Source organism: Streptomyces humicola (assembly GCF_024436035.1).
GTDB lineage: Bacteria > Actinomycetota > Actinomycetes > Streptomycetales > Streptomycetaceae > Streptantibioticus_B > Streptantibioticus_B humicola.
Window position 1 is genome coordinate 41,302 of the sequence record NZ_JANFNG010000026.1, and the last position, 26,168, is coordinate 67,469.

Annotated in this window: 28 protein-coding genes and 1 tRNA gene; 11 read left to right on the forward strand and 18 right to left on the reverse strand. The window is 69.5% G+C overall.

The genetic code is table 11. The features are described from left to right. Nucleotides 1–403: 403 nt before the first annotated feature. From NGB36_RS25450 to clpS, 7 genes are all read right to left on the reverse strand, one after another. Nucleotides 404–1,354: a PLP-dependent cysteine synthase family protein gene (locus tag NGB36_RS25450; RefSeq protein WP_255922879.1), complete on the reverse strand. Its 951-nt coding sequence runs from the start codon at nucleotides 1,352–1,354 to the stop codon at nucleotides 404–406. After that, complete coding sequence (locus tag NGB36_RS25455; RefSeq protein WP_255922825.1) at nucleotides 1,354–1,683, reverse strand: MoaD/ThiS family protein; 330 nt, start codon at nucleotides 1,681–1,683, stop codon at nucleotides 1,354–1,356. Before NGB36_RS25455 ends, NGB36_RS25450 begins: the two co-directional genes overlap by 1 nt. 101 nt (nucleotides 1,684–1,784) lie before the next feature. Then, the gene (locus NGB36_RS25460) at nucleotides 1,785–1,913 is read right to left on the reverse strand and encodes a putative leader peptide (protein WP_255922826.1); all 129 of its coding nucleotides are present in this window, start codon (nucleotides 1,911–1,913) and stop codon (nucleotides 1,785–1,787) included. A gap of 89 nt (nucleotides 1,914–2,002) precedes the next feature. Then, nucleotides 2,003–2,434 carry a M67 family metallopeptidase gene (locus tag NGB36_RS25465; protein WP_255922827.1) on the reverse strand — a complete coding sequence of 144 codons (432 nt, stop codon included), beginning with the start codon at nucleotides 2,432–2,434 and terminating at the stop codon, nucleotides 2,003–2,005. A gap of 58 nt (nucleotides 2,435–2,492) precedes the next feature. Next, nucleotides 2,493–3,962 (reverse strand): amino acid permease, encoded by a 1,470-nt coding sequence (locus tag NGB36_RS25470; protein WP_255922828.1) that lies wholly within the window; start codon nucleotides 3,960–3,962, stop codon nucleotides 2,493–2,495. A 427-nt stretch (nucleotides 3,963–4,389) separates the two neighbouring features. Then, nucleotides 4,390–4,980, reverse strand: coding sequence for a DUF2017 domain-containing protein (locus NGB36_RS25475; protein ID WP_255922829.1), 591 nt, complete (start codon nucleotides 4,978–4,980; stop codon nucleotides 4,390–4,392). A gap of 40 nt (nucleotides 4,981–5,020) precedes the next feature. After that, complete coding sequence (clpS, locus tag NGB36_RS25480) at nucleotides 5,021–5,332, reverse strand: ATP-dependent Clp protease adapter ClpS (RefSeq protein ID WP_255922830.1); 312 nt, start codon at nucleotides 5,330–5,332, stop codon at nucleotides 5,021–5,023. Nucleotides 5,333–5,580: 248 nt separating this feature from the next. Here clpS and NGB36_RS25485 point away from each other — a divergent pair, with 248 nt between their 5' ends. Both NGB36_RS25485 and NGB36_RS25490 read left to right on the forward strand, forming a co-directional pair. Beyond that, a complete protein-coding gene (locus NGB36_RS25485) occupies nucleotides 5,581–6,834 on the forward strand; it encodes a nicotinate phosphoribosyltransferase (RefSeq protein WP_255922880.1) in 1,254 nt (417 codons plus the stop codon). A gap of 89 nt (nucleotides 6,835–6,923) precedes the next feature. Beyond that, the gene (locus tag NGB36_RS25490) at nucleotides 6,924–7,517 is read left to right on the forward strand and encodes an isochorismatase family protein (protein ID WP_255922831.1); all 594 of its coding nucleotides are present in this window, start codon (nucleotides 6,924–6,926) and stop codon (nucleotides 7,515–7,517) included. 31 nt (nucleotides 7,518–7,548) lie between these two features. On the opposite strand, the gene NGB36_RS25495 is transcribed toward NGB36_RS25490, so the two are convergent. Next, the gene (locus NGB36_RS25495; RefSeq protein WP_255922881.1) at nucleotides 7,549–7,866 is read right to left on the reverse strand and encodes a hypothetical protein; all 318 of its coding nucleotides are present in this window, start codon (nucleotides 7,864–7,866) and stop codon (nucleotides 7,549–7,551) included. Between the two features lie 477 nt (nucleotides 7,867–8,343). On the opposite strand from NGB36_RS25495, the gene NGB36_RS25500 reads away from it, so the two are divergent. Further along, a complete protein-coding gene (locus NGB36_RS25500) occupies nucleotides 8,344–8,646 on the forward strand; it encodes a hypothetical protein (protein ID WP_255922832.1) in 303 nt (100 codons plus the stop codon). 69 nt (nucleotides 8,647–8,715) lie between these two features. Here the strand turns inward: NGB36_RS25500 and NGB36_RS25505 are convergent, their stop codons facing one another. Further along, the gene (locus tag NGB36_RS25505; protein ID WP_255922833.1) at nucleotides 8,716–9,327 is read right to left on the reverse strand and encodes an RDD family protein; all 612 of its coding nucleotides are present in this window, start codon (nucleotides 9,325–9,327) and stop codon (nucleotides 8,716–8,718) included. Nucleotides 9,328–9,405: 78 nt separating this feature from the next. Next, a complete protein-coding gene (locus NGB36_RS25510) occupies nucleotides 9,406–10,608 on the reverse strand; it encodes an RDD family protein (protein WP_372509528.1) in 1,203 nt (400 codons plus the stop codon). Between the two features lie 192 nt (nucleotides 10,609–10,800). Between NGB36_RS25510 and NGB36_RS25515 the strand changes: the two genes are divergently transcribed. Continuing rightward, nucleotides 10,801–11,277 (forward strand): SsgA family sporulation/cell division regulator, encoded by a 477-nt coding sequence (locus tag NGB36_RS25515; RefSeq protein WP_255922835.1) that lies wholly within the window; start codon nucleotides 10,801–10,803, stop codon nucleotides 11,275–11,277. A 48-nt stretch (nucleotides 11,278–11,325) separates the two neighbouring features. Here the strand turns inward: NGB36_RS25515 and NGB36_RS33900 are convergent, their stop codons facing one another. The 3 genes from NGB36_RS33900 to hppD form a co-directional block, all read right to left on the reverse strand. Further along, nucleotides 11,326–11,538 carry a DUF397 domain-containing protein gene (locus NGB36_RS33900; protein WP_372509532.1) on the reverse strand — a complete coding sequence of 71 codons (213 nt, stop codon included), beginning with the start codon at nucleotides 11,536–11,538 and terminating at the stop codon, nucleotides 11,326–11,328. Nucleotides 11,539–11,667: 129 nt separating this feature from the next. Further along, nucleotides 11,668–13,050, reverse strand: a complete 1,383-nt coding sequence (locus tag NGB36_RS25525) for an FAD-binding oxidoreductase (RefSeq protein WP_255922837.1) — start codon at nucleotides 13,048–13,050, stop codon at nucleotides 11,668–11,670. 66 nt (nucleotides 13,051–13,116) lie between these two features. Further along, the gene (gene hppD / locus NGB36_RS25530) at nucleotides 13,117–14,283 is read right to left on the reverse strand and encodes a 4-hydroxyphenylpyruvate dioxygenase (protein WP_255922838.1); all 1,167 of its coding nucleotides are present in this window, start codon (nucleotides 14,281–14,283) and stop codon (nucleotides 13,117–13,119) included. Between the two features lie 122 nt (nucleotides 14,284–14,405). Between hppD and NGB36_RS25535 the strand changes: the two genes are divergently transcribed. Genes NGB36_RS25535 through NGB36_RS25560 form a run of 6 tightly spaced genes read left to right on the forward strand, consistent with a single transcriptional unit; the run spans nucleotide 14,406 to nucleotide 19,553 of the window. Beyond that, nucleotides 14,406–14,894, forward strand: a complete 489-nt coding sequence (locus NGB36_RS25535; RefSeq protein ID WP_255922882.1) for an Lrp/AsnC family transcriptional regulator — start codon at nucleotides 14,406–14,408, stop codon at nucleotides 14,892–14,894. A 17-nt stretch (nucleotides 14,895–14,911) separates the two neighbouring features. Continuing rightward, on the forward strand, nucleotides 14,912–15,559 hold the full coding sequence (locus NGB36_RS25540; protein ID WP_255922839.1) for an ABC transporter permease: 648 nt from the start codon (nucleotides 14,912–14,914) through the stop codon (nucleotides 15,557–15,559). Further along, complete coding sequence (locus NGB36_RS25545) at nucleotides 15,552–16,793, forward strand: ABC transporter ATP-binding protein (protein WP_255922840.1); 1,242 nt, start codon at nucleotides 15,552–15,554, stop codon at nucleotides 16,791–16,793. The genes NGB36_RS25540 and NGB36_RS25545 overlap by 8 nt, the downstream gene beginning before the upstream one ends. Further along, nucleotides 16,790–17,593: an ABC transporter permease gene (locus NGB36_RS25550; protein WP_372509529.1), complete on the forward strand. Its 804-nt coding sequence runs from the start codon at nucleotides 16,790–16,792 to the stop codon at nucleotides 17,591–17,593. The genes NGB36_RS25545 and NGB36_RS25550 overlap by 4 nt, the downstream gene beginning before the upstream one ends. After that, the gene (locus tag NGB36_RS25555; RefSeq protein ID WP_255922841.1) at nucleotides 17,590–18,570 is read left to right on the forward strand and encodes a glycine betaine ABC transporter substrate-binding protein; all 981 of its coding nucleotides are present in this window, start codon (nucleotides 17,590–17,592) and stop codon (nucleotides 18,568–18,570) included. The genes NGB36_RS25550 and NGB36_RS25555 overlap by 4 nt, the downstream gene beginning before the upstream one ends. Next, on the forward strand, nucleotides 18,567–19,553 hold the full coding sequence (locus NGB36_RS25560; RefSeq protein ID WP_255922843.1) for a glycine betaine ABC transporter substrate-binding protein: 987 nt from the start codon (nucleotides 18,567–18,569) through the stop codon (nucleotides 19,551–19,553). The genes NGB36_RS25555 and NGB36_RS25560 overlap by 4 nt, the downstream gene beginning before the upstream one ends. A 65-nt stretch (nucleotides 19,554–19,618) precedes the next feature. Here NGB36_RS25560 and NGB36_RS25565 read toward each other — a convergent pair whose 3' ends face one another. From NGB36_RS25565 to NGB36_RS25580, 4 genes are all read right to left on the reverse strand, one after another. Beyond that, nucleotides 19,619–20,404 carry a S16 family serine protease gene (locus NGB36_RS25565; protein WP_255922845.1) on the reverse strand — a complete coding sequence of 262 codons (786 nt, stop codon included), beginning with the start codon at nucleotides 20,402–20,404 and terminating at the stop codon, nucleotides 19,619–19,621. 108 nt (nucleotides 20,405–20,512) lie between these two features. Continuing rightward, nucleotides 20,513–21,256, reverse strand: a complete 744-nt coding sequence (locus tag NGB36_RS25570) for an IclR family transcriptional regulator (RefSeq protein ID WP_255922847.1) — start codon at nucleotides 21,254–21,256, stop codon at nucleotides 20,513–20,515. A 269-nt stretch (nucleotides 21,257–21,525) separates the two neighbouring features. Continuing rightward, nucleotides 21,526–23,307, reverse strand: coding sequence for a DEAD/DEAH box helicase (locus NGB36_RS25575; RefSeq protein ID WP_255922849.1), 1,782 nt, complete (start codon nucleotides 23,305–23,307; stop codon nucleotides 21,526–21,528). Nucleotides 23,308–23,501: 194 nt separating this feature from the next. Next, nucleotides 23,502–24,941 (reverse strand): MFS transporter, encoded by a 1,440-nt coding sequence (locus NGB36_RS25580; protein ID WP_372509530.1) that lies wholly within the window; start codon nucleotides 24,939–24,941, stop codon nucleotides 23,502–23,504. Nucleotides 24,942–25,153: 212 nt separating this feature from the next. Between NGB36_RS25580 and NGB36_RS25585 the strand changes: the two genes are divergently transcribed. Next, a tRNA-Cys gene (locus NGB36_RS25585) sits at nucleotides 25,154–25,228 on the forward strand. A gap of 16 nt (nucleotides 25,229–25,244) precedes the next feature. Here the strand turns inward: NGB36_RS25585 and NGB36_RS25590 are convergent. Next, nucleotides 25,245–25,865 (reverse strand): transglycosylase SLT domain-containing protein, encoded by a 621-nt coding sequence (locus NGB36_RS25590; RefSeq protein ID WP_255922851.1) that lies wholly within the window; start codon nucleotides 25,863–25,865, stop codon nucleotides 25,245–25,247. Between the last annotated feature and the right edge of the window lie 303 nt (nucleotides 25,866–26,168).

Below are 26,168 nucleotides of genomic sequence, written 5' to 3' on the forward strand. Positions count from 1 at the left end.
TTCACAGGTCGCTGTTGTGGGCGGAATCACCAGTACGGGCGGGGCGCGCGGGGGCGCTCCCGCACGGGATTTTCCGCCTGTCCGCCCGCCTGTTGCCGTGGTTGGCCGAACCGGCCGGACCGGCCTGATCCGGCCTGATCCGGCCTGACCGGCCGGATCACCTCGCGGCTTCGCGCCGCGGGAGGGGTCTAGGGCCTGGCTCGGACGTCGCATCGGATCAGCCCGCGCCCAGCCCCGCGCCCACCGCGCCCGCCACGCCGGCGGCTTGTGTCGCCGACGGTGCGTGCGATCGCAAGGCGGAGGGTCGATACCGGGTCGTGCTTGGGCGCGCCGGACAACGCAGCAAGCGTGCGTGCCGCGCGTCGCGGCCCGGCGTGGCTTCTTCCGACAGCCGGCTCTGGGCCTAGGCCCAGAGCTGCCCTTTCAGTGCGGCGACGGCCGCCTCCGTCGACTCGGCGGTGTAGATCCCTGTCGACAGGTACTTCCATCCGCCGTCAGCCACGACGAACACCACGTCCGCTCGCTCGCCCGCACGCAGCGCCTTGTTCGCCACCCCCAGCGCCGCGTGCAGCGCCGCCCCCGTCGAGACGCCCGCGAAGATCCCCTCCTGCTGCAGCAGCTCACGCGTGCGACGCACCGCGTCCTCGCTGCCCACCGAGTAGCGCGTGGTGAGCACCTTCTCGTCATACAGTTCCGGCACGAAGCCCTCGTCGAGGTTGCGCAGCCCGTAGACGAGGTCGTCGTACCGCGGCTCGGCGGCGACGATCGCCACGCCCGGCACCTTCTCCCGCAGGTAGCGGCCGACGCCCATCAGCGTGCCCGTGGTGCCGAGCCCCGCCACGAAGTGGGTGATCGACGGCAGGTCGGCGAGGATCTCGGGGCCGGTGGTGGTGTAGTGCGCGGCCGTGTTGCCCGGGTTGCCGTACTGGTAGAGCATCACCCAGTCCGGGTGCTGCCCGGCCAGTTCCTTGGCGACGCGCACCGCCGTGTTGGAGCCGCCCGCGGCCGGCGAGGAGATGATCTGCGCCCCCCACATCGCCAGCAGCTGCCGCCGCTCCTCGGAGGTGTTCTCCGGCATCACGCACACGATGCGGTAGCCCTTGAGCTTGGCCGCCATCGCCAGCGAGATGCCGGTATTGCCCGAGGTCGGCTCCAGGATGGTGCAGCCCGGCGTGAGCCGGCCCTCCCGCTCGGCCTTCTCGATCATGTGCAGCGCGGGGCGGTCCTTGATCGAGCCGGTGGGGTTGCGGTCCTCCAGCTTGGCCCAGATGCGCACGTCCTGCGCCGGCGACAGCCTCGGCAGGCGGACCAGCGGAGTGTTGCCGACGGCGGCGAGCGGGCTGTCGTACCGCATCAGCGTCCCGCCCGCCACCCGGCCGCCACCCCGGCCGGACGGGGCTTCGCCCCGGCAGCACCTCCGGCCACGGCCGGGAGGATGGTGACGTTGTCGCCGTCCGTGACCTTGGTGGCGATGCCGTCGAGGAACCGCACGTCTTCGTCGTTGAGGTAGACGTTGACGAAGCGGCGCAGCTGGTCGCCGTCGACGACACGCTCACGGATCCCGGCGTGCCGGGTGTCGAGGTCGGCGAAGAGCTCGTCAAGAGTGGTGCCGCTGCCCTCGACGGTCTTCGCGCCGTCGGTGTAGCTGCGCAGGATGGTCGGGATACGGACCTCGATGGCCATGGGTTGCACTCCAGTGCGGGAACGACGTCGGTGGGATTGCGCGGCAGCAAGGCTGTGCCGGGCGGCGGGAGGAGGTGCTGGAGGTGGTGCGGGCCGCGGCGTCAGCGGGTGGTCGCCGGGCAGTGCACAGCGCACGGACAGATGGCGCTGGCGAGGCGGCACAGGTCGACGTGCAGCCGCGCCACGAGCAGCATGCCCGGCGTCTTCTCGCTCACGTCGTCGTCAACCATGCGGGCATGGTATCGATTCCCCGCGGGAGGCCGAGACGGCCGTCCCAGGATCCGGACGCGCTCACGGACAATTCTCCCTCCGGCGGCCGCTAGGCCGCGTAGGACGTGACGACGCGCACCTCTTCCTCCGTGACCTCGCCGTCCACGATCCGGAACGAGCGGAAGGAGACCGGGCCTTCGCCGTTGCCGCACTCCGCCGTCGAAACCAGGACATAGTGGGCGTCGGGTTCGTTGGCGTAGCTGATGTCGGTGCGGGAGGGGTAGGCCTCGGTCGCGGTGTGCGAGTGGTAGACGATCACCGGCTCCTCGTCGCGGTCGTCCATCTCGCGGTAGAGCTTGAGCAGGTCCGTGGAGTCGAACTCGTAGAACGTGGGCGAACGGGCCGCGTTGAGCATCGGGATGAAGCGCTCGGGGCGGCCGGTGCCCGCCGGACCCGCTACGACGCCGCATGCCTCGTCGGGGTGGTCGGCCCGCGCGTGGGCAACGATCTCGTCGTACAGGGCCTGCGTGATGGTGAGCATGGGCCAAAGCATAGGTCGGCTATGACCGCCCCCGCGGGGGCGGTCATAGCCTGACGGCTCAGACCTTCTCGCTCTCCCTCCGCTCCTCGGGCAGCTTGGCCGCGAAGACCTCCGGGGTGCGCGCCTTGAGCACGAAGTACGAGACGATCATGATCGCGGCCCAGACCGGGGCGGCGTAGAGGGAGACGCGGGCGTCCGGGTCGATGGCCATGAGCACGATCACCACGCCCAGGAACACCAGCGCGATCCAGCTCGTCCAGGGTGCGCCCGGCATCCGGAAGCCGGAGGCGGGCAGCTCGCCGCGGTTGACCTTGGCGCGGTAGCGCAGCTGCGCGAGGAGGATCATGATCCAGGCCCACATGCCGGAGATGGTCGCGAAGGAGACGACGTAGGTGAACGCGTTCGACGGCCACTCGTAGTTGATCCACACGCCGATGAGCATGAGGGCGGCCGAGACGGTGGTGCCGATCAGCGGCGTACCGCTCTTGGTGAGCCGCGCGAAGACCTTCGGGCCCTGGCCGTTGAGGGCCAGGTCGCGCAGCATGCGGCCGGTGGAGTACATGCCCGAGTTGCAGGAGGACAGGGCCGCGGTCAGCACGACGAAGTTGACGATTCCGGCGCCGAGCGGGAGTCCGATCCTGGCGAAGGCGATGACGAACGGGCTGTGGCCGGCGGAGAATTCGGTCCACGGCACGACCGACATGATGATGATCAGCGCACCGATGTAGAACAGGCCGATGCGCCACGGAACGGTGTTGATCGCCTTGGGCAGGACGGTCTTCGGGTCCTTGGACTCGCCCGCGGTGACGCCGACGAGTTCGACGGCGAGGAAGGCGAACACCACGATCTGCAGCGTCATCAAAGTGTTGCCGACACCGTGCGGGAAGAAGCCGCCGTGCGCCCAGAGATTGGAGACCGACGCGGTGGGACCGGCCTTGGAGAAGCCGACGGTGAGCACGCCGATGCCGATGAGGATCATGCCGATGATGGCGGTGACCTTCACCATCGAGAACCAGAACTCCAGCTCACCGAAGAGCTTCACGGAGATGAGGTTCACGAAGTACAGGACGACGGTGAACACCAGCGCGGAGGTCCATTGAGGCACGCTCGGCCACCAGTACTGCACGTATGTCGCCGCTGCCGTGACCTCGGTGATGCCGGTGACGACCCAGAAGAGCCAGTACGTCCAGCCGGTGGCATAGCCGAAGAACGGGCCGAGGAATTCCCGGGCGTACTCCGAGAAGCTTCCCGACACCGGGCGGTACATGAGCAGTTCGCCCAGCGCACGCATGATGAAGAAGATGATCAGGCCGACGATCAGATAAGCGAGGATGAGGCTCGGGCCCGCCTTGGCGATCGCCTTGCCGGCGCCGAGGAAGAGCCCGGTACCGATCGCACCGCCGATCGCGATCATCTGGATCTGACGGTTGCCGAGCCCCCGCTGGTAGCCCTCTTCGCCGGCCTCGTCGTTGGCCTCGTCCGTAGCCTGTCCCGCGGTCTGCCTCTGGGTGACCCGCTCTGAGGTCATGGTGGTGCGCCCTTCTCCACGTTGCAAACGCCCGGCCGGTTTCTGTGAATCACCGGGCCGGGTCCCGATTCCCCCGGATGGAGTTGCACGCCGACGATCGGCCGGCTTCAGCCGTCACCGCCGAGAACAGGGGTGGCGTCCCGGCGGTGATCGTGCAGTCGTATCACGCGCAGGCGGGGGCGCTTGTGGCGCACATCACGGCGCATTGCGAATCAACAGGGCGCATTGGGGTGAACACGGACACATCAGTGACGCGATCGTTATCCGGAATTGAGCAACCGCTGAGCGAACACCGGACGACGTGCAGTCGACCGGAGGCCGTCCACGGGCCACGAACCCACGGCTTCCGGTGACGGTTTCGGCGATGACGCGTTTCGGTGATGACGCGTTTCGGCGATGACGCGTTTCGGTGATGACCGATGACGGGTTACGGCAGGAGCGTCTCGACGAGGGTCTCCTGGAGACCGCCGAGCCACAGGTACGCCATCATCAGCGGCTTGCGCGGATCGTCGTCCGGCAGGTGGTACAGCTCGCTCTCCGGGTCCTCGTCGACCTCGAGCCGGGTTCCTATGGTCAGCCGCAGATCGTTGAGCGCGCCGAGCCAGCGCTTGGCGTCGGCCTCCGTCACCTTGAGCACGGCTCCGCCGTCACCGCCGGGCGTCAGCCGGTCGAGACAGCGCACGACGGCGAGCGCGTCCTCGCGCTTGCGCGCGCGCAGGTCGTTCTCGGTGTAGCGGCGGAACTCGCCGGACGCGCGCTCGGCCTCCTCGTCCGGCTCCTTCTCCGGATCGATGTAGGCGCTCGGGAAGAGGCGGGCGAGCGCCGGGTCGGCGGGGGGTTTGGACGGTCCCTCGGCGAACAGCTCGGCGAGCGGGTCGTCGTCGGCGTGCGCCTCCCCCGGCCCCGGGCCGATCAGTTCCAGGAGCTGAACGGCGAGGCTCCGCAGGATGGAGATCTCCACCTCGTCGAGGGCGATCGCGGCTCCGCCGTCGGGGGCGGCTTCGAAGTATCCGGCCATATGGCCCGTAAATCTCCCAGCTGGATTCGGGTCCGTCGACTCAGCGGTCCTGGGTGAGTGTTGCCCACAAGCCGTACCCGTGCATCGCCTGGACGTCGCGCTCCATCTCCTCGCGGCTGCCGCTGGAGACGGCGGCACGGCCCTTTTGATGCACGTCCATCATGAGCCGACGGGCCTTGTCCTTGGGATAGCCGAAGTACGCCTGGAAGACGTACGTCACATAGCTCATGAGGTTGACCGGGTCGTTGTGGACGAGGGTCACCCACGGGACGTCGGGAGACGGCACCTCGAAGGGCGCCTCGCTCGACTCGGTCCGTTCGATCTCCACGGGTGCGACGCTCACAACTCCCATGCTGCCACTCGCCTCCTCCCGAGTCGAAGCGGCCCCGCCCTGTCGCGTCGGCCCCTTTCCGCAGGCCGCACGACGAGAAATCGTCACTCTGACGATACTCGGGGTAGGATCCCGCCATGGACACTCCAGGATTGGACGCACCCGGCCGGCAGGCCGTATCGGCGGCCGACCCGTTCGCCGGGTCCGCACTGGGACTACCTGTTGCCGTGCCGTCCACCGCGCTGTTCACCGACCGGTACGAGCTGACCATGGTCCAGGCCGCACTGCACAGCGGCGCGGCACACCGCCGGTCGGTCTTCGAGGTCTTCGCCCGGCGGCTCCCCGAGGGCCGTCGCTACGGTGTCGTCGCCGGGACCGGGCGCGTGCTGGACGCCGTCGAGAACTTCCGCTTCGACGACGACGTGCTCGCCTTCCTCTCCCGCGAGAACGTCGTGGACCGCGAAACCCTCGACTGGCTCGCGCGCTTCCGCTTCCGCGGCGACATCCTCGGCTACCCCGAGGGCGAGGTGTACTTCCCCGGATCCCCGGTCCTGCAGGTCGAGGCCACGTTCGCGGAGGCCGTGCTGCTGGAGACGCTGATCCTGTCGATCCTCAACCACGACTCCGCGATCGCCGCGGCCGCCTCCCGGATGGCCGTCGCAGCCGGAAGCCGCCCGCTGATCGAGATGGGCGCACGCCGCACCCACGAGCTCGGCGCCGTGGCCGCCGCCCGCGCCGCGTACGTCGGCGGCTTCACCACCACCTCCGACCTGGCGGCCGGTTTCCGCTACAAGATCCCCACCGTGGGCACCAGCGCCCACGCCTTCACCCTGCTTCACGACACCGAGCGCGACGCGTTCACCGCGCAGGTGCAGTCGATGGGCCGCGGAACGACGCTCCTCGTGGACACCTACGACCTGAACGCCGCCGTCCGTACCGCCGTCGAGGTCGCCGGGCCCGAACTCGGCGCCGTGCGCATCGACTCCGGCGATCTGCTGCTCCTCGCGCACCGGGTGCGCCAACAGCTCGACGACCTCGGCGCCAAGCAGACCAGGATCGTGGTGACGAGCGATCTCGACGAGTACGCCATCGCCTCGCTCGCGGCCGCGCCCGTCGACGCGTACGGCGTGGGCACCTCCCTCGTCACCGGCAGCGGGCACCCCACCTGCTCGATGGTCTACAAGTTGGTCGCCCGCGCCTCGTACGACGCCGACGACGCCCCGCTCCTCCCCGTCGCGAAGAAGTCGATGGGCGCCAAGACCAGTACTGGCGGCCGCAAGTGGGCGGCGCGGCGGCTCGACGACGACGGCGTGGCCGAGGCCGAGGTGATCGGCACGGGCCCGGTCCCGTCGGAGCTCGCCAACCGCCAACTGCTCGTGCCGCTCGTACGCGGCGGCGAGATCGTCGCCCGCGAACCACTGGACGCGGCACGCACCCGGCACACCGAGGCACGCGCCGGACTCCCGTTGTCGGCCACCCAACTGTCGCGCGGCGAGCCCGTCATCGCGACCGAAATGGTGTGACGAGTACGGCTTGTTGGGTACGGATGGGGTCGTAGGCCCCGATCCCGCCACCGCAGACCACTGGCAGATCCCACTGAAGGGCATGCGCCATGCACCGGGCACTGATAGTCGTAGACGTGCAGAACGATTTCTGCGAGGGGGGCAGCCTCGCGGTCGCCGGCGGTGCCGACGTGGCCGCCGCGATCACCGACCTCGTCGGTGAGGCCTCCGCCGGCTACCAGCACGTGGTGGCCACCCGGGACCGGCACATCGCACCCGGCGGCCACTTCTCCGACCACCCCGACTATGCGTCCTCCTGGCCTCCGCACTGTGTGGCGGGCACGGAGGGGGTCGGCTTCCACCCCAACTTCGCCCCCGCGGTCACCTCGGGATCGGTCGACGCGGTCTTCGACAAGGGCGCCTACGCGGCCGCGTACAGCGGTTTTGAGGGCGCCGACGAGAACGGCACCGCGCTCGCCGACTGGCTGCGCGCTCGCGGCGTCGCCGAGGTCGACGTGGTCGGCATCGCCACCGACCATTGCGTTCGCGCCACCGCCCTCGACGCGGTACGGGAGGGGTTCACCACCCACGTGCTGCTCGACCTGACGGCGGGCGTGGCAGCGGATACGACGGAGCGGGCGGTCGAGGAGATGCGGGAGGCGGGCATCGAGCTGAGCGGCAAACCGGTCGTTGCGACCGGATGAGGCGGACGTGACGGGCGAGGCGGCCAGGCCCTCAGCCGCCCGCTCCGAGGCGGCGCAGCGCCGATATCGGGTGCCAGGGCTCGGTGTCCGGGGCGTCGTGCGGGCGCCAGACCAGGCCCTCGGGATGGTGGAGCACGGCGCTGATCTCGTCGGGGGTGGGCGGCTCGGCGTTGCCGCTGAGTCTCGGCGCCCGGAACCCGAGGTTCCTCAGCCGGGTGAGGGCACGCTGACGGTTGACGGCGAGCACCACGACGCGCACCAGGCCGCGGTCGGCCCCCTCCGGGTGCGGCAGGGTCAGCGTGACCACGACATTGCCGCTCGGGAGCCTGCTGAATCCGCCACGCGCCACGGCCTCACCCCCGGTCAACGAGACGTACGAGACGTCATGGACGTCCTGCCACAGCTCGATGATCACTCCAATGGCGACGACCCGCCAGACGGACAGCAATGATCACGCCACGAACATCCGTTCACGCCCGGGCCGGCGGCGCACGGACCGCGCGACCCATCGCGCCCAACACCATTGACACAAAGGCGACTTGAGCGGGATTTGAGAAATCGTGACTCCGTGCGCCCCCTGTGCACCGCACCGTGGGTTAGGTCACGCTTACCAGGCGTTCCCATCGGGCATGCCGAACCGTAGAGTCGATGGGCGGTACACCAGCACACGCGAACGAACGCACGAACACACGCCCGCACACCCCACACACGGGTGGCACGAGCGCATCACGAGCACAGCTCAACGGCACCACGGCACCACCGCCCTGAACGTCTTACCAGCGTTTTTCGGTTGTCCGGTAAAGAGACCACGAGGACGGAACCCGCCATGCCGCGTCCGACCCCCGCACAGTTCGCTTACGGTTCGGCCACTGTCGTCTTCTCGACTCTCGCCATGCTGCTGCTCTTCCAGGCGACCTCCGGCGCCGGCGTCATCGCCATAGCGCTCGCGGGGCTCGCACTCGGAGTGCTGGTCGCCGTGACGGTCGCTCTGCCGTGGAGCTCGCGCGCCGCCACGGCCGCGGCGCTCCCCGCCCCCGGCGCACCGAAACCGCCCCTGCCCGGCCTCCCCCGTACCCGTACCGGCGGCTCCGCGGAACCAGCGCTCAGCGAACACTCCCTACGCCCCTGAGCGCCCGGCCCCGCGCACTCCGCTCCACCGCACCGCCACCGGCTCCCGTTCCAGCTCCGGGGGCCCAGGTCAGGCGGTGGAGACGACGACAGTCTTGGCTGCCTTGTCGTGCAGAGCCTGCCGGTACGGCTTGTCCCACAGCAGCCACAACACATTGATCAGCCAGAAGATCGAGCCGCAGCACGGCACGATGGGCGGCAGTGAGTACACCGCTGCGCGCGTCCAGCCGGGCGGCCCCGCCGGGATCTGACCGTTCTGCAGCATGCCGACGCGGATCTTCATCGCCATCTTGCCGACGGTCTGGCCGCGCGTCGTGAGCATCAGCGCCTCGTACACGAAGTAGACGAGGGCGTAGACAAGGTCCTGAGTGGCGCTACGACCCGTGTTGTTGACGTCGTAGCCGCCCCAGGCCAGCCCCACGACGAGGCCGACCGGAATGCCGATGATCAGCGCGTCGATGATCCGCGCGACGAGGCGCCGCCAGCGGTGGGCGAGCGGCGGCATCCCGGCGAGCGGGTCCCGTACCTCCTCCTGGGGAGGCGGCGGCGCCGCACCATACGGCGAGCCGCCCGCGGGCCCGGGCGGCGGAGGGGGCGGGGGGCCCGGTGGTGGCTGCTCACCCCCCGCGGGGGGCTCCGGCCGCGCATCCTCGGGGCCGGGCGCCGGCTGGTCGGTACTCATGAACCCGAGTCAACCCCCCCTCACTGGGCCTCGCCTTCCGGCCAGACCCGTTCGAGGGACGGCCGCAACCGGTCGTGATCAGTTCTCCCCGGCGACGAACGTGCGCGCCGCCTTGTCGTGCCAGCACTGCCGCCATGGCCGGTCGAACAGGCACCACACCACGTTCACTACCCCGACCACGACGACATCGAGCAACTGCCGTACCAGCATGCGCCGGAAAGCCTGTCCGAAACCAGGGGGCAGCTGCGATTCGATGTCCAGCACCTGCAATTTGAACAGCTTCTTGCCCAGCGTGCGCCCCCACTTGGCGGTCGGCAGCGCCTCGTAGAGCACCCCGGCGACCAGCAGCGCGGCAATGACGACGGCCAGGTAGGGGCCGGTGGTGCCGTCGATCAGCCACACCTGGACGTTCTCGCCGCTCAGCCTCGCTGCGTCAATCTTGTTCTCGATATGCCGAACGGAGGCCGTGACGAGCGGGAAGGCCACGGCAGTGACGAGCGCGCCGACGAGGAGCGAGTCGAGGAGGCGAGCGGCGAACCGGCGGCCGAGCGGCGCCGGGCGCGCGGACTCCTGCGCCTGCAGAAACGGGTTGCTGGCGACCGGCGGACGCCACGGGATGGCACGGTCGGGGTCGCCCCCGCCCTGCCCGGGCGCCCCCGCGAGCTGTTGCACCTGCTGCGGCCACGGCACCGGATCGGCTTGGGCGGGTTGGACGGGTTGGACGGCCGGGGCCGCCTGCGGGTAACCGTAGCCGGCAGCGGGCGGCGCCTGCCGCGGATACCCGTAGCCTCCGACCTGGTCGCCCTGGTCCTCCCCGGGGTGCCCCCAGGAGACACGACGGGCCTCCTCACCGACGCCGCCCTGCTGTGCGGGATCGGCATTCCACCCCGCCGCCCCGGCCCGCGGCGACTGCGGCTGGGCCTGCTTGGCAGGGGCCTGCGCCTGCGGGCTCTCGGCCACCGGCGCCTGGGGATCCTCGTCGAGGAACATCGGCCCCGACTCCTCGACCGCGGGCGTACGCGGTGGAGCCTGGGGCGCGACGGCGGGACCGCCGCCCGCCCCCGCACCCGACTCGGCCACGGCCGGAGGCGTAAGCACCTCACCGGGCTTCGGCTCGGGACGGCTCGTGCCAGGTACCCAAGCGGATCCGTTCCAATACCGGACATAACCCGGAATAGAGGGATCCGCGTAGTACCCGGGTACCGGGGAAGGGGCGCTCATGGTCCTGATCCCGTATCTGCTCGTCTGCGGTCTTGCTCGTCTGTCGTACGCCACAAACATCTACCAGACCCGCGCGGGGCCCGTGTCTTCCTTAGTCGGTACGGGCCCGCCCCGCGGGCGGTTCAAGAAAATCCAACATAGTGCTCCGAAGTCGCGTAATGGTGTGGGGAGTATGCGCTCTCTCCCGGTGCGGCCCCCGCAGCGCCCGCTGCGTCACCCGCCAGGGGCCGCCGAGGAAAGGACGTCGTCTTCATGCAGACCGTGGTGGAACGCGAACTGGAACTGAACCTGGTGCTGTCGCCCGAACGCATCGTCCCCGTACCAGCCCGGTTCACCTACCGGGTGGACGACCCGTATGCCGTGCACATCACCTTCCACGTCGGCTCGGACTCCCCAGTCAACTGGACGTTTGCCCGTGAACTGCTGGTGGAAGGGGTGTTCAGGCCGTGCGGGCACGGAGACGTGCGGATCTGGCCGACGAAGGTCGCAGGGCGTAGCGTGCTGTGCCTCGCGCTGACCTCCCCGGACGGAAACGCACTGCTCGAAGCCCCCTCGTCCCCGGTCGCGGCATGGCTGGAACGCACGCTGCACGCCGTGCCCCCGGGCAAGGAGCTCGACCAGCTCGGAATGGAGGACGGACTGAGCGAACTACTGGCCCCCACGACCCGCGACGATCTGTGGCTGCGCGACCCTTGGCCCACGGACGAATCGGGGGAGGCCGGAGTCTGACGCCCGCCGTGCGTACGTGTCGCCCGATGGCGCGCCGGTTACAGCCCTCTAGCCCCGCCCGTAGTTGGCGACGAACGCCGCCCACGCACTCGGCGCGAACACCAACTGCGGGCCGGCTATGTCCTTGGAGTCCCGCACGTGCACGGTGTCGGGGCACACCGCGACCTCGACGCAAATCGCGGCTGGTCGGCCGCAGGGCGGAACGCCGTTGCCGTCGGCGTGTACGGGGTACCGAGGCTGCCGCCCGGATTGATCGGGCAGTCCCCGGAGGCCGGGTGGACAGTGGCATCCGGCGTCTTGGGGTCGATGTGCAGGGCCACGGGGTCGCGGTGGTCGTGGCCGAGATACCCAACGCGGGAACGGACGCCGTGAGAGCGGCCTGAGTACCCGTCAGAACAGCTTGCCCGGGTTGAGGATCCCCAGCGGGTCGAAGGCCGACTTGATGGCGCGCTGCATCTCGACACCGACCGGGCCCAGCTCACGCGCGAGCCATTCCTTCTTCAGGACGCCCACGCCGTGTTCACCCGTGATCGTGCCGCCCAGCCGCAGGCCCAGCTCCATGATCTCATCGAACGACTCGCGCGCCCTGCGGCTCTCGTCGGGGTCGGAGGAGTCGAAGCAGACCACGGGGTGGGTGTTGCCGTCGCCGGCGTGGGCGCAGACGCCGATCGTCAGGCCGTACTTGGCCGCGATGGCGGCGACGCCGTCGAGCATCGCGCCGAGTTCGGAGCGCGGCACCGCCACGTCGTCGATCATCGTCGTGCCGCCCATGCGTTCCAGCGCCGTCAGCGACAAGCGGCGGGCCTGGAGCAGCATTTCGGATTCGGTGGCGTCCTCGGCGGGGACGACTGCCGTCGCGCCCGCCACCGTGCACAGTTTGCCGAGTGCGGCCAGGTCGGCGGCCGGGTCGGCGGTGTCGAAGGCGGCGAGCAGCAGCGCCTCCGTGGTCTCGGGCAGGCCCATGTTGGCCATGTCGTTGACGGCCCGGATGGTGGTGCGGTCCATCAGCTCCAGCAGCGAGGGGACATGGCCACCTTCCATGATCGCGCAGACCGCGGTGCACGCCGTGGCCGTGGAGGGGAATTCGGCGACGAGGGCGAGCTGCGGCGGCGGGGTCGGCTTGAGGGCGAGCACTGCGCGGACGACGATGCCAAGGCTGCCCTCGGAGCCGACGAAGAGCCTGGTCAGGTCGTATCCGGCAACGCCCTTGGCGGTGCGGCGGCCGGTGTGCATCAGGCGCCCGTCGGCGAGCACGACGTCGAGGCCGAGCACGTACTCGGCCGTCACCCCGTACTTGACGCAGCACAGCCCGCCGGAGCCGGTGCCGATATTTCCGCCGATCGTGCACTCCTCCCAACTGGAGGGGTCGGGAGGGTAGTACAGCCCCTTCTCGGCGACGGCGCGCGATAGTACGGCGTTGACGACGCCGGGTTCGACGACCGCGATCCGGTTGACGGGGTCGATCTCCAGGATCCGGTCCATCCTGACGAGCGACAGGACGATGCAGCCGTCGCTGGCGTTGGCTGCACCGGACAGGCCGGTCCGGGCACCTTGTGGTACGACGGGCACCTGCAGCTCGGTCGCCGTGCGCATGACGTGCTGAACGTGCTCGACCGTGCGTGGCATGACGACCACCGCGGGCACGCCCGCCTCGCAGAAGCTCGCCATGTCGTTGGCGTAAGCGGCGGTGATGTCGGGATCGGTGAGCACCGCGTCGTACGGGAGTCCGGCACGGAGTCGTTCGGTCAGCTCGCCGGCTTGCAGGGCTTCCATGGGTTCAGCGTGTCACTGCACCGGGCGTGGGGGAAGATCCCCACGCCCGGCGTCGCCTTCATCCGTTCACAGGTTGCCGCGGAGCGCCTGTTCGCGTTCGATCGCTTCGAAGAGCGCCTTGAAGTTTCCCTTGCCGAATCCCATCGAACCGTGTCGTTCGATCATTTCGAAGAAAACGGTCGGACGGTCCTGGACCGGCTTGGTGAAGATCTGCAGCAGATAGCCGTCCTCGTCGCGGTCGGCGAGGATCTTCAGCTCGCGCAAGGTGTCGATGGGGACGCGGGTCTCGCCGACCCATTCGCCGAGGGTGTCGTAGTACGAGTCGGGCGTGTCGAGGAACTGGACGCCGGCGGCGCGCATCTCGCGCACGGTGGCCACGATGTCGTTGGTGGCGAGCGCGATGTGCTGGACGCCGGGGCCGCCGTAGAACTCCAGGTACTCGTCGATCTGCGACTTCTTCTTGGCGATCGCGGGCTCGTTGAGCGGGAACTTCACCTTGCGGGTGCCGTCGGCGACGACCTTCGACATCAGGGCGGAGTACTCGGTGGCGATGTCGTCGCCGACGAACTCCTTCATGTTGGTGAAGCCCATGACCTTGTTGTAGAAGGCCACCCATTCGTCCATCCGGCCGAGTTCGACGTTGCCGACGCAGTGGTCGATCGCCTGAAACCTCCTTGTGGGGGACGCCCCCGCACCCCCAGGGCGGCGGCCCGGCTCGACGATGGGGTCGGCGGCGACGTATCCGGGGAGGTAGGGGCCGTCGTAACCGGAGCGGTCGACGAGGGTGTGGCGGGTCTGGCCGTAGGTGGCGATGGCGGCGAGCACGACGGTGCCGTGCTCGTCCTTGAGCTCGTGCGGCTCGGCGAGGCCGGTGGCGCCGTGTTCGACGGCGTACTCGTAGGCGGCTCGGGCGTCCGGGACCTCGATCGCCAGGTCGATCACGCCGTCGCCGTGGGCCGCGACGTGCTCGGCGAGGAAGCGGCCGTGGTCGGTGGTGGCCTTGATGACGGAGGTGAGGACGAAACGCGCGCTGCCCGACTCCAGGACGTAACTGGCGGTCTCGCGGTAGCCGTTCTCGGGGCCGGAATAGGCGACGAGCTTCATCCCGAACGCGGTGGAGTAGTAGTGCGCGGCCTGCTTGGCGTTGCCGACTGCGAAGACGACCGCGTCCATGCCTTTGACGGGGAAGGCGTCCTTGGTCTTGTCCGTGGTCTTGTCCGTGGTCTCAGTCATGGGAGAAGACTCTCGCCGCTCCTCAGAGTGTGCAATAGTTCACTGTTTCGATAGGCAATCTGCATAGCACGACTGGGCATGGCCTCGACATTGTGTACATGATGACCACCGGAGGTGGCGGAATGGGGATCGACGCGCTGGACGGGCGGCTGATCAAGCTGCTGGCGGAGGAGCCGAGGATCGGCGTCCTGGAGATGTCGCGGCGGCTGGGAGTGGCCCGCGGGACGGTGCAGGCCCGTCTTGACCGGATGCGGGCCAATGGGGTGATCCGGGGGTTCGGGCCGCAGGTCGATCCGGCGGCTCTGGGCTATCCGGTGACAGCCTTCGCGACGCTGGAGATCAAGCAGGGCCAAGGACCGGATGTGCGAGCGCATTTGGCGACGGTGCCGGAGGTGCTCGAGCTGCACACCACGACCGGGCAAGGGGACATGCTGTGCCGTCTGGTGGCCCGCTCGAATGCCGACCTTCAACGTGTGATCGACCGGGTGGTGGGTTTTGATGGCATCGTGCGTGCTTCCACCGCGATCGTCTTGGAAAATCCGGTGCCGCTCCGGATCATCCCGCTGGTGGAACAGGCGTCGCGTCAGGGACCGGGATCAGGCCCCGGCTGAGCCGGTGGAGGCGGGACGTGAGCTTCTGGGACTTCGTGGGCAGCAGGCGTCAGCAGCTGCTGATGGACACGTATCAGCACGCCAGTGCGGTGTTCCAGTGCATGGTGGTCGCGGCGGTGATCGGGATCGGGATCGGGATGCTGACCTACCGGAACGAACGGGCGGGACGCCTTGCGATCGCCACGACGGTCACGATCATGACAATCCCTTCGTACGCGCTGCTCGGTCTGCTCATCCCGGCGCTCGGTCTCGGCGTGCCGCCGACGGTGACGGCGCTCGTGCTGTACGCGCTGCTGCCGATCGTCCGTAACGCGATCGTGGGGCTGCGCGGTGTGGACCCGTCGCTGGTGGACGCGGCCAGAGGGATCGGGATGAGCAGGGCGGCACAGATCGCCAGGGTCGAGCTGCCGGTCGCATGGCCGACGATCCTCACCGGGATCCGGGTCGCGACCCAGATGCTCATGGGTATCGCCGCGATCGCCGCGTTCGCGTCGGGGCCGGGGCTCGGCAACGAGATCTTCGCCGGGATCTCCAGTCTGGGCAGCGCGAACTCGCTCAATCAGGTGCTCGCCGGAACGCTGGGCATCGTGGTGCTGGCGCTGCTCTTCGACGCCGCTCTGGTGCTGATCGGGCGGTTGACGACGTCGAGGGGGATCCGTGCCTGAGGGCGACGCCGTCACGGGGGCGACGATCGAGCTGGACGAGCTCACCAAGCGGTACGGGCACAGCGCCCAGCCCGCGGTGGACGGCGTCAGCATGGAGATCGCCGCCGGGGAGACGGTGATCCTCGTCGGCCCCTCGGGGTGCGGCAAGTCCACATGCCTGCGAATGATCAATCGGCTGATCGAACCGACATCAGGCCGAATTCTGATCAATGGTGAGGACGTCACCGGCATCGATCCGGTGAAGCTGCGGCGCCGCATCGGCTATGCGATCCAGTCCTCGGGTCTGTTCCCGCACATGACCGTCGCCGAGAACATCGCTCAGGTGCCGAAGATGCTCGGATGGTCGAAGTCGACCGTGCGTGATCGGGTGGAGCAGATGCTCGATCTTGTCGGTCTCGATCCGCGCGAGTTCCATGGGCGGTATCCGCGGCAGCTTTCCGGCGGACAGCAGCAACGGGTGGGGGTGGCGCGGGCACTGGCCGCCGATCCGCCGGTGCTGTTGATGGACGAGCCGTTCGGCGCGGTCGATCCGATCACGCGCGACCATCTGCAGGACGAACTGATCAGGCTGCAGCACGAGTTGCATAAGACGATCGTGTTCGTCACCCACGACTTCGATGAAGCGATCAAGCTCGGTGATCGAATCGCGGTATTGCGCGAACAATCACACATCGCTCAGTTCGACACGCCGGAGGCGATCCTCACCAACCCGGCGGACGACTTCGTCTCCGGCTTCGTCGGCGCCGGCGCGGCGCTCAAGCGGCTGAACCTCACCCGGGTACGGGACGTCGGGGTTGTCGACGTCCCGACCGCCGCCATGGACGACCCGCGGGAGACCGTTGTCGACCGGTTGCGCGAGGGGACAAGCAACGAGCTGCTGCTGCTCGACCGGCGCGGACGCCCCTACAAGTGGCTGCGCACCGGCGACCTGGCGCTCGCCAAGGGCTCGCTCGCCCGCGCCGGAACGCCCGTCACCGGCCATGTCTCGCGCGATGCGACGCTGCGCGACGCGCTGGAGGCGGTGCTCACCGACAGCGCCGGGCGTGTGCCGGTCACCGGGCGGCGCGGCGAGTACGTGGGCGTCGTGGACATGGAAACGCTGATGAACTCCGTACACGAACTGCTCGAAGCCGATCGTATGGCCGCGATCGAGCACCGCCACGATCTGGAGGAGATGCGCGCCCACCACACCCAGGAGCAGCTGGAGGCCGGTTTCGGGGAGGGCGGGCGGTGACGGCCGGCCCGGGGACGGAGGAGGCCCAGCCGGTCACCTCGGCGCTGCAGTCGGCCCCGATGCCGCGCAAGGTGACGGCCAAGAAGCTGATCGTCACTCCGATCGTGATCGTTCTTGCACTGATCGGCACGTATGTGTGGATCAGCAACGTCTCGCTCGACCCGATCGAGAAGAACTCGCTCAGCGGGGCGCTGGTGCGTCAGGCGCTGTGGCAGCACATCCGACTCACCGCCTACTCCACCTTCTTCGTTCTGGTCATCGCCATTCCGTTGGGCATCGCGCTCACCCGCGGGGGTGTGCGCAAGGCCTCACCGGTCGCTACCGCGATTGCCAACCTCGGCCAGTCCATCCCGTCGATCGGCCTGCTGGCGCTGCTCACCTTCTGGCTCGGCATCGGGCCGAGAACAGCGCTGGTGGGCATGGTGGCCTATGCGGTCCTGCCGGTGCTCAGCAACACCATGAGCGGGCTGCGCGGCATCGACCCGCAGCTGGTGGATGCGGCCCGCGGAATCGGGATGTCCGGGTTCGGGGTGCTGACAAAGGTCGAACTGCCGCTCGCCGTACCGCTGATCCTTGCCGGGGTGCGCAATGCGCTGGTGCTCAACGTCGGTACCGGCACCCTCGCCGGGTTCGTCAGCGGCGGCGGCCTCGGCACGCTGATCACCAACGGGATCGTGACCCAGCGCACGAGGGTGCTGATCGTGGGGTCGGTGCTGGCGGTGGCGCTCGCGCTGTTCGTCGACTGGCTGGCGTCCCTCGCCGAGCTGCAGTTGACCCCGCGGGGCCTGGAGGAGTCGTGAGGGCGTGGGTCTCGGCTGCCGTGGCGCTGGCGGCGTGCGCCCTGGCCGGGTGTGCCCTGGCCGGGTGCGGGCTGCAGAGCGGGCAGGTCATCGCGGACTCGGTGCGGCCGGGATCGGTCGGCGGCGGGCGGACGCTGGCGGGAGCCCATCTGACGGTGGCGTCCAAGGCGGACACCGAGCAGCGGCTGCTGGGCCAGATCACCGGACTCGTCCTGAAGGCGGCCGGCGCCACCGTACGGGACAAGACAGGCATCAGCGGCTCGATCGGCGCCCGGCAGGCGATCCTCAGCGGCACGGCGGACGCGATGTACGACTACACCGGCACCGCCTGGATCACCTACCTCGGCCACACCGGACCGATCCCCGACCCGCAGGCCCAGTGGCGCGCCGTACGCGGCGAGGACGCCCACAACGGCGTCACCTGGCTGCCCCCGGCCACGCTCAACAACACCTATGCCTTCGCCGTCAACGCGGCTAACCGCGACAGGTACCGGCTGACCAGCCTCACCGATGTCGCGTCGCTCTTCCGGCGCGATCCGGCCGCGGTGACGATCTGCGCGGACAACGAGTTCGCGATCCGCCAGGACGGGCTGCCCGGAGTGCTCAAGGCGTACGGCATCTCGCTGCCGAAGGCGCGGATCATGACAATGGACGCGGGGCTGATCTACACCCAGGTCGCGGCCGGCCGTCCGTGCGTCCTCGGCGATGTCTACGCCACCGACGGACGCATCCCGGCGGACCGCCTGACCGTGCTCCGCGACGACAAGCACTTCTTCCCCGACTACAACGCGGCGCCCGTCATCCACACCAGGACGCTGGAGCGCTATCCGCAGATCGCCCGGCTGCTGGCGCCGGTGACCGCGAAACTGACCACCGAGGAGGCCCGCAGGCTCAACGCCCAGGTGGACGTCGACGGGCGCGACGTCCGGGACGTGGCGAAGGCGTGGCTCACGAAGAAAGGTTTCATCAGGCCATGAGGGACACCCGGACCCAGTGGGCGGGCGTCGCGGCCGTCGGGGTCGCGCTGCCCGCCGCGCTCTGCGGGTGCGGCCTGAAGAGCGGTGAGGTGATCGCCGATGCCGTGGGACCGGGTTCGATCGGAAAAGATCAACCGCTCAAGGGCGTGACGATCACGGTCACATCGAAGAACTTCAGCGAACAGATCATCCTCGGCGAGATGATGGGCCTTGCCCTCAAGGCGGCCGGTGCGCAGGTCATCGACAGAACGAACATCCAGGGTTCGATCGGCGCCCGCCAGGCGATCCTCAAGGGCACCGCGGACGCGATGTACGACTACACCGGCACCGCCTGGATCACCTACCTCGGCCACACAAGACCGATCCCCGACCCGCAGGCCCAGTGGCGCGCCGTACGCGGCGAGGACGCCCACAACGGCGTCACCTGGCTGCCCCCGGCCACGCTCAACAACACCTACGCGCTGGGAGCCAATCAGGCCAACCAGAAGAAGTACGGCTTCACGACACTCTCCGATGTCGCGGCGCTGTCGAGGTCTGCACCGGGCGCCGTGACGCTGTGCGTGGAGAACGAGTTCGACGTCCGCGAGGACGGTCTGCCGGGGATGGAGAAGGCCTACGGGATGAAGATTCCCGCCGCGAACGTGAAGGTGACGGACAGCGGCATCGTCTACACGCAGGTGGCGAACGGCAGTTCCTGCATCCTCGGCGAGGTGTTCACCACCGACGGCCGCATCCCCGCCAAGCACCTGCACGTGCTCGCCGACGACAAGCACTTCTTCCCCAACTACAACGCGGCCCCGGAGATCAACAGCGCGTTCCTGATGAAGCATCCGCAACTCGCTGCCGTGCTCGACCCGATCACGAAGAAGCTGACCACGCGGAACCAGCAGCAGCTGAACGCGAAGGTCGACGTCGGCGGCGAGGACCCGAGGAAGGTGGCGAAGGCGTGGCTGGTGCGCGAGGGGTTCATCACGGCGCGCTGAGCAGCGGCTGCGGCAGTGTCTGCAGCCCGCCAGAGGCCCTGCGGAGGCCCGCCGGAGGCCCTGCGTCAGCAGCTGGGCACCGTGCTGCCGCTGTTCAGGGAGGACAGGGCGGCGAGCGCGCCGTCGAGCGAAGTCACGGGGATGACCTGAAGCCCCGCGGGTGTGATGGCCTTGGCGTCGGAGCATTCGGCCTGCGGGACGAGGAAGACGGCGGCTCCGTCGCGCCTGGCGGCCTGCTCCTTGAGCTGGACGCCGCCGACCGCGCCGACCGTGCCGTCGGCGGTGATCGTGCCCGTACCGGCGATGCGGCGACCTCCGGTCAGGTCGCCGCCCTTGCCGTTGCCGTGGAGCGAGTCGATGATCCCGAGGGTGAACATCAGCCCTGCGCTCGGACCGCCGACGTCGGCGAGCTTCAGCGTCACCTTCACTCGGGAGGGTGACATATGGAGGTACCGCAGGGCGGCGGCGGTCGCCGCGTCCTGGGACTGCTTCATCTCGGCGGCATTCTGCCGGTTGATCTGCTGGACGGAACCGCCCGGGTAGACGGCGCTGCGCGGCATCACCGCCTCATCCGTGCGGAACCAGGCCTTGATCGCGTCCGTGAGGTGGAGGGACGCGTTGGGCTCGGTGGCGGCGATGGTGACCATCCGCAGCTGGCCGCTGGTGGTACGGGTCTTGGCGCCGGCGATGGTGATCACCGGCTGTCCGTTGTTGGAGCCGAGGACGTTCGCGGTCAGGCCCGGCACCGCGATCGTGATCGGCAGCGGAGCGAGGGCGGCCACCGCGATCAGCGCGACGACGAGGGCGGAGCAGACGGAGAGAATCCTGGCGCGAGAAGACACGTAGGGCATTAAAACGGATCACGGGGGCAAGCCGCGGAAGTGGGCCCGGCACCGCGCTCGGCCCCGGGCTTCATCGCCTCCGCCGTCGTCTCCGTCATCGTTGCGCCGTCGTCTCCGTCATCGCAGGGCATCCGCGACCTCACGTGCCGCTTCGACGACGCGGAGGCCGACCCGTTCGGGCACGGATTCCGCGAGCATCACCACGCCGACGCTGCCCTCGACGCCGGTGACACCGAGCAGCGGTGCGGCGGCTCCGCTCGCGCCGGCTTCGAGTTCTCCGTGGGTGAGGACATAGCCCGGCCACGCAGTGGCCGTAGCGGGCTCGGCGGTGAGGGTCGCCGTTGTGGAGCCCGCGCCGACTTCGGCGTACGGGACCGGGGCGCCGGCCTGTGCCGGAATGCCGGCCACGCGGGCCCGCATCCGTCCCTCCAGGATCGCCTTGCCCGCGGCACCGCGGTCGAGGGCGTGACGGAATCCCGTCCGGTAGGCGACGTGGTAGTCCGTCCAGCTTGGCTCGACGACGGCCACCGCGAGCGCCTCGTTGCCGTCGACGAGCGTGAGGTGTGCGGTGGCGCCGACGTCGTCGGCGAGTGACCGCAGCGCGGGGAGCGCAGCCTCGCGCAGCAGCGGATGCACCTGGTGGGCCAGGCGCAGCACGCCGAGCCCGACCCTGGCCCGGCCGCCCACGTCACGGCGGACGAGGGCGTGCTGCTCCAGTGTGGCGAGCAGCCGGTAGACGACGGTCCGGTTGACGCCGAGCCGCGCCGCGAGCTCGGTGACGGTGAGCCCGTGGTCGGTGTCGGCCAGCAGTTTGAGGACCCGTAGGCCTCGGTCGAGCGTCTGTGAAGTTTCCGCGGTCACGACGCCCCTCCTCCGGTGAGTGGCGGCTCCCACGGAGGTGCGCTGCCGTAGGTGGCAGCGCGCGCAGAGGCCGCCGGTCGGTCGCGTGAGTCCGGCTGCGCTCCGCGGCGGCGTTGCCACGGCGCGTGCGTGACGGGGACAGTAGCGAGCCGTACCGCGCAGCGGAAGAGCCCGTCCACAATCCGGGCACATGGTTTGTCTACCGGTGACCTTTGCCGGCCCGGCGCCGGCTGCGGCACATCCGCGACCGCGACCGCGACCGCGGCGTGTCAGCGCATCCGCGTCGCCCACTCCTGCACCTTGGCGATACGGGCCTCGATCTGTCCGGCCGTCGCCTCCGCGCTCGGCGGGCCGCCGCACACGCGGCGCAGCTCGTTGTGGATGACGCCGTGCGGCTTGCCGCTCTGGTGGGTGTAGGCCGAGACCATCGTGTTCAGCCGCTTGCGCAGCTCCAGCAGCTCCCTGTGGGTGACGATCGGGCGCCGCTCCGCGGGGAGTTCGAGCAGGTCGGCCTCGGTGTCCGGCTTCTTGCGGCTGTGTGCGATCTGGCGGGCCTGCCGGCGTTGCAGCAGCAGTTGCACCTGGTCGGGTTCGAGAAGGCCTGGAATGCCCAGATAGTCCTGTTCCTCCTCGCTGCCCGGATGGGCCTGCATGCCGAACTCGGCACCGTCGTACATCACCCGGTCGAAGACCGCGTCCGACTCCAGCGCCTCGAACGTCATCTGCTCGTCCTCGGTCGCCTCGTCCTGCTGCTTGTTCGCCTCCTCGAGGAGCTTGTCCTCCTCCGCGTAGAGGTCGTCCTCGCCCGCCTTCCTGGGCCTGTCCAGGACATGATCGCGCTCGACCTCCATCTCGCCGGCGAAGCCGAGCAGCATGGGGATGGTGGGCAGGAAGACGGACGCGGTCTCACCGCGCCGCCGCGACCGCACGAAACGGCCGACTGCCTGAGCGAAGAACAGCGGCGTGGAGATCGTCGTCGCGTAGACGCCGACCGCGAGTCGCGGCACGTCCACGCCCTCGGAGACCATGCGCACCGCGACCATCCACCGGTCCTCGGACTCGCTGAACGTCTCGATCCGCTTCGACGCGCCGACGTCGTCGGAGAGCACGACGGTCGCCTTGTGGCCGGTGATCTCGCGGATCAGCTTGGCGTAGGCGCGCGCGGAGTCCTGGTCGGAGGCGATGACGAGCCCGCCGGCGTCCGGGATGGACTTGCGCACCTCGGTGAGGCGCTGGTCGGCGGAGCGCAGCACGTTGGGGATCCACTCGCCGGTGGGTGACAGGGCGGTGCGCCAGGCCTGGGCGATGGCGTCCTTGGTCATCGGCTCGCCGAGGCGGGCGGCGACCTCGTCGCCCGCCTTGGTGCGCCAGCGCATGTTGCCGCTGTAGGAGAGGAAGATGACGGGACGGACGACTCCGTCGGCGAGCGCGTTGGCGTAGCCGTAGGTGTAGTCGGCGGCACTGCGCCTGATCCCGTCGTTGCCCTCCTCGTACGTCACGAACGGGATCGGATTGGTGTCGGAGCGGAACGGAGTGCCCGTCAGCGCGAGCCGCCGCGTTGCCGGTTCGAACGCCTCCAGGCACGCCTCGCCCCACGACTTGCTGTCGCCCGCGTGGTGGATCTCGTCGAGGATGACGAGGGTCTTGCGCTGCTCGCAGCGGTTGCGGTGCAGCATCGGGCGCACGCCGACGCCCGCGTAGGTGACGGCGACACCGTGGTAGTCCTTGGGCAACGGGCCCGCGCTGTAGTCCGGATCGAGCTTGATCCCTATCCGGGCGGCCGCCTCCGACCACTGCTTCTTCAGGTGCTCGGTCGGCGCGACCACGGTGATCTGCTGTACGACGTGGTGGTGGAGCAGATACGAGGCGAGGGTGAGCGCGAACGTCGTCTTGCCGGCGCCGGGCGTCGCCACGGCGAGGAAGTCCCGCGGCTGCTTGTGGATGTACGCGTCCAACGCGCCCTGCTGCCACGCGCGCAACTTGCCGGCCGTGCCCCACGGGGCACGGCCGGGGAAGGCCGGTGAGAGATGGTGCGAGGCGGTAGTAGTCACGGTCTCCGGGCGGGTACGTCGGGTGGGTCGGTGTGCTCGGGTACGAAAACCGTGACAGCTTATCGGTGCGCCTTCGCCGGGACGGAACGAACGCCGCCGCACGCTGCGGGGGTGGGACGCAGCTCACACGTGAGCGACGCACGCGCGACTCACGTCAGCGCGTCAGCGCGTCAGCGCGTCAGCGCGTCAGCGCGTCAGCGCGATCGCAGCCGGCCCGCCACCGCGATCCCCGCCGCGGCCACGGCCGCGGCCGTGGCGAACACGGCGGCGAAGGCGAGCGGGTGGGAAGGTCCGGCGGACGTCGTGACGGCGGTCGCCGGAGCGACGGCGCCGCCGCCGAGCGCAGCGAAGAGCACACCGCACGCGGCGATGAGAACGACGTTCGACAGCGAGTCGCTGACCTGGAGCGCGGCCGAGTTGGCGCCGGCGCGCTCCGGCGGCGACTCCCTCAGCAGCAGGACGCTCATCGACGCGATGACGATGCCCATGCCCAGCCCGCCGAAGCACCAGGCGACCGCGACCACCCACGCCGGCACACTGCCGTCCAGCGCCAGCGCCGCACCGACGATCGAGAGGGTGACCAGGGCCATCCCCGCACGCACCAGCCGTTCGCGGTGCGGTTCAAGGCTCGGGCGGGACTGCAGAAAGCTGCCGAGCGCCCAGGTCAGGCCGGCGCCGGCGAGCGAAAGCCCGGCGAGTGTCGGGGACAGGCCGCGCTGGGTGACCAGCATCAGTGGTACGAAACTCTCCGCGGCGAGGAACGACCCGGCCGCGATCCCGCGCAGCAGCACCACCGAGGGCAGGCCACGCGCCGCGCGGAAGGTGCCGGACGGCAGGAGTCGTACCGCGGACGGGCCGAGCAGCGCCGCCCCCGCGACAGCGGGCACGAGCGACCACCACTTCAGGCTCTCGCCCGCGAACTCCAGCAGCGCCGCTCCCCCGGAGATGCCGAGCGCGAGAAGGATCCGGCCGCGGTCCGCCGCGCCGCGCTCGTACGGCGCGACCACCGCGACACGCCGCAGCGCGGGCAGCATCACCGCGAGCGGCAGCGCCACCAGGGCGGGGATGGCGAGGAACACCCAGCGCCAGCCGAGGTGTTCGGTCACCGCGCCGGAGACCAGCGGCCCGACGATGGAGGGGACGACCCACGACGCAGCGAATGCCGCCAGGACGGACGGCCGCAGCCGCTCCGGATAGGCACGGCCCACCACCACGTACAGCGCGACGATCACCAGCCCGCCGCCGAGCCCCTGAACCGCGCGGCCGAGGACGAACGACCACATCGACTGGGCCGTGCCGCAGCACAGCAGCCCCGCGGCGAAGCAGCCGATACCGGTGGCGAGCGGTGCGAGCGGGCCGCTGCGGTCGGCCCAGTGGCCGCAGACCACCATGGCCAGCAGCGAGGTGGTGAAGAAACCGGAGAAGGCGAAGCCGTAGAGCGACAGGCCATGGAGTTCGCGGGCGGCGACCGGCATGGCGGTGCCGACGGCCGTCGCCTCGAACGCGATGAGCAGGACGACGGAGACGATCCCCAGGGTGAGCGCCCGGTAGCGGCGGCCCAGGACGGTGGCGTCGTCGGACGCCACCACCTCCTCGGGCGGGCTCGGGGTGAGGTCCGGCTCTGCGGTGGTCACCCCGACAGGGTAAGGAGCTGATCGCGGAATGACTCCTGTCCGGAGACGGAGTTCTTCCCCGCCTGTGGTCCTACGCCCTGCCCCCACGAGGCCGACCCCGACCGGCCGGCGCGAGCGGCCGGTCGTGAACGCCGTATGGCAGTCGTATTGCGGCGCGCGAGCAGCCATTGACCAGGGTCCGGGGGCGACGCCTATGGTCGATGCATCAACACGGCCGTGTGCCCGAGTGGTTGAGGGACTCGCCTGCAAAGCGAGTTACGCCGGTTCGATTCCGGTCACGGCCTCCAGGCGAGACCGCGTGCATCAGTACGCGGAATTCACGTTGTCCATCGAGCCGTAGCGGTGGGCCGCGTAATTGCAGGCCGCAGTGATGTTGGCCACCGGGTCGTAGAGATCGTTGGACGTGCCTGCGACGTGGTACCGCTTGAAGGTCGGTTCGATCACCTGCAGCAGACCCTTGGACGGAACGCCGTTCTTCGCGTTCACATCCCAGTCGTTGATGGCCCGCGGGTTGCCGGAGGACTCACGCATGATGTTGCGGCGGATTCCCTCGTAGGAGCCGGGAATTCCCTTCCGGTGCATGATGTCGAGCGCCTCGCGTATCCAGCCGTCGAGGTTGTCCGGATAGCTGCGGGACGCGGGCCGTGACTGGTTCTTCGCGTGCCTGCCGGCGGCGTCGGCCTGCTTGGAGACGTTGTGGTGCACACCGTGGACGGCCTCGGTCGGCTTCACGGAGGTGACCGCGGCGGTGTCCTCGATGCGTCCGTCCGCACTGCCCGGTCCCGGGACCACCGTGACAACCGTGCAAGCCAGGGCCGCTGCGCTCGCAGCGACGACGCTCGCCACCGAGATCACATTGGTTCGGGCCAGACGCTTGACAACGGAAAAGGACATGCGGAATCGACCTCTTCGAATCGGGGACATGCAGGTGCCGGTCCGGTCCGGACCGGCGAAAAGCGCCGCGTATCGGATGCGCGGCGCCCTGCGTCCCGGCAATTGTTAGCGGCCGGAAAAATGCACGGCAAAAATGTGACGTACTATCCCGGTTAGTCCGGAAGGCCCGGCGGCCGGGTGCCGGGATCGCCCGCCCTCCCCGATTCCCGGCGATTCCGGGCCGTGATCCAGCCGCGATCCGGCCGTGACATATCCACTAGATAAGGCCGTAGGTGACGCAGGTCCTATGGCCGGCCTCACACACGGGGCTCCCCGATGCCACGTTCAGTGAGA

What these genes read in the sequence shown, in the direction of transcription:
- NGB36_RS25475 (WP_255922829.1), bottom strand. Translation starts at nt 4,980, where the DNA reads ATGGCCGGATACTTCGAAGCCGCCCCCGACGGCGGAGCCGCGATCGCC.
- NGB36_RS25525 (WP_255922837.1), bottom strand. Translation starts at nt 13,050, where the DNA reads ATGGAAGCCCTGCAAGCCGGCGAGCTGACCGAACGACTCCGTGCCGGA.
- NGB36_RS25505 (WP_255922833.1), bottom strand. Translation starts at nt 9,327, where the DNA reads ATGAGTACCGACCAGCCGGCGCCCGGCCCCGAGGATGCGCGGCCGGAG.
- NGB36_RS25535 (WP_255922882.1), top strand. Translation starts at nt 14,406, where the DNA reads ATGGGGATCGACGCGCTGGACGGGCGGCTGATCAAGCTGCTGGCGGAG.
- NGB36_RS25565 (WP_255922845.1), bottom strand. Translation starts at nt 20,404, where the DNA reads ATGCCCTACGTGTCTTCTCGCGCCAGGATTCTCTCCGTCTGCTCCGCC.
- NGB36_RS25485 (WP_255922880.1), top strand. Translation starts at nt 5,581, where the DNA reads ATGGTCCAGGCCGCACTGCACAGCGGCGCGGCACACCGCCGGTCGGTC.
- NGB36_RS25560 (WP_255922843.1), top strand. Translation starts at nt 18,567, where the DNA reads ATGAGGGACACCCGGACCCAGTGGGCGGGCGTCGCGGCCGTCGGGGTC.
- NGB36_RS25500 (WP_255922832.1), top strand. Translation starts at nt 8,344, where the DNA reads ATGCCGCGTCCGACCCCCGCACAGTTCGCTTACGGTTCGGCCACTGTC.
- NGB36_RS25510 (WP_372509528.1), bottom strand. Translation starts at nt 10,608, where the DNA reads ATGTTTGTGGCGTACGACAGACGAGCAAGACCGCAGACGAGCAGATAC.
- NGB36_RS25470 (WP_255922828.1), bottom strand. Translation starts at nt 3,962, where the DNA reads ATGACCTCAGAGCGGGTCACCCAGAGGCAGACCGCGGGACAGGCTACG.
- clpS (WP_255922830.1), bottom strand. Translation starts at nt 5,332, where the DNA reads ATGGGAGTTGTGAGCGTCGCACCCGTGGAGATCGAACGGACCGAGTCG.
- NGB36_RS25450 (WP_255922879.1), bottom strand. Translation starts at nt 1,354, where the DNA reads ATGCGGTACGACAGCCCGCTCGCCGCCGTCGGCAACACTCCGCTGGTC.
- NGB36_RS25515 (WP_255922835.1), top strand. Translation starts at nt 10,801, where the DNA reads ATGCAGACCGTGGTGGAACGCGAACTGGAACTGAACCTGGTGCTGTCG.
- NGB36_RS25460 (WP_255922826.1), bottom strand. Translation starts at nt 1,913, where the DNA reads ATGGTTGACGACGACGTGAGCGAGAAGACGCCGGGCATGCTGCTCGTG.
- NGB36_RS25490 (WP_255922831.1), top strand. Translation starts at nt 6,924, where the DNA reads ATGCACCGGGCACTGATAGTCGTAGACGTGCAGAACGATTTCTGCGAG.
- NGB36_RS25455 (WP_255922825.1), bottom strand. Translation starts at nt 1,683, where the DNA reads ATGGCCATCGAGGTCCGTATCCCGACCATCCTGCGCAGCTACACCGAC.
- NGB36_RS25590 (WP_255922851.1), bottom strand. Translation starts at nt 25,865, where the DNA reads ATGTCCCCGATTCGAAGAGGTCGATTCCGCATGTCCTTTTCCGTTGTC.
- hppD (WP_255922838.1), bottom strand. Translation starts at nt 14,283, where the DNA reads ATGACTGAGACCACGGACAAGACCACGGACAAGACCAAGGACGCCTTC.
- NGB36_RS25465 (WP_255922827.1), bottom strand. Translation starts at nt 2,434, where the DNA reads ATGCTCACCATCACGCAGGCCCTGTACGACGAGATCGTTGCCCACGCG.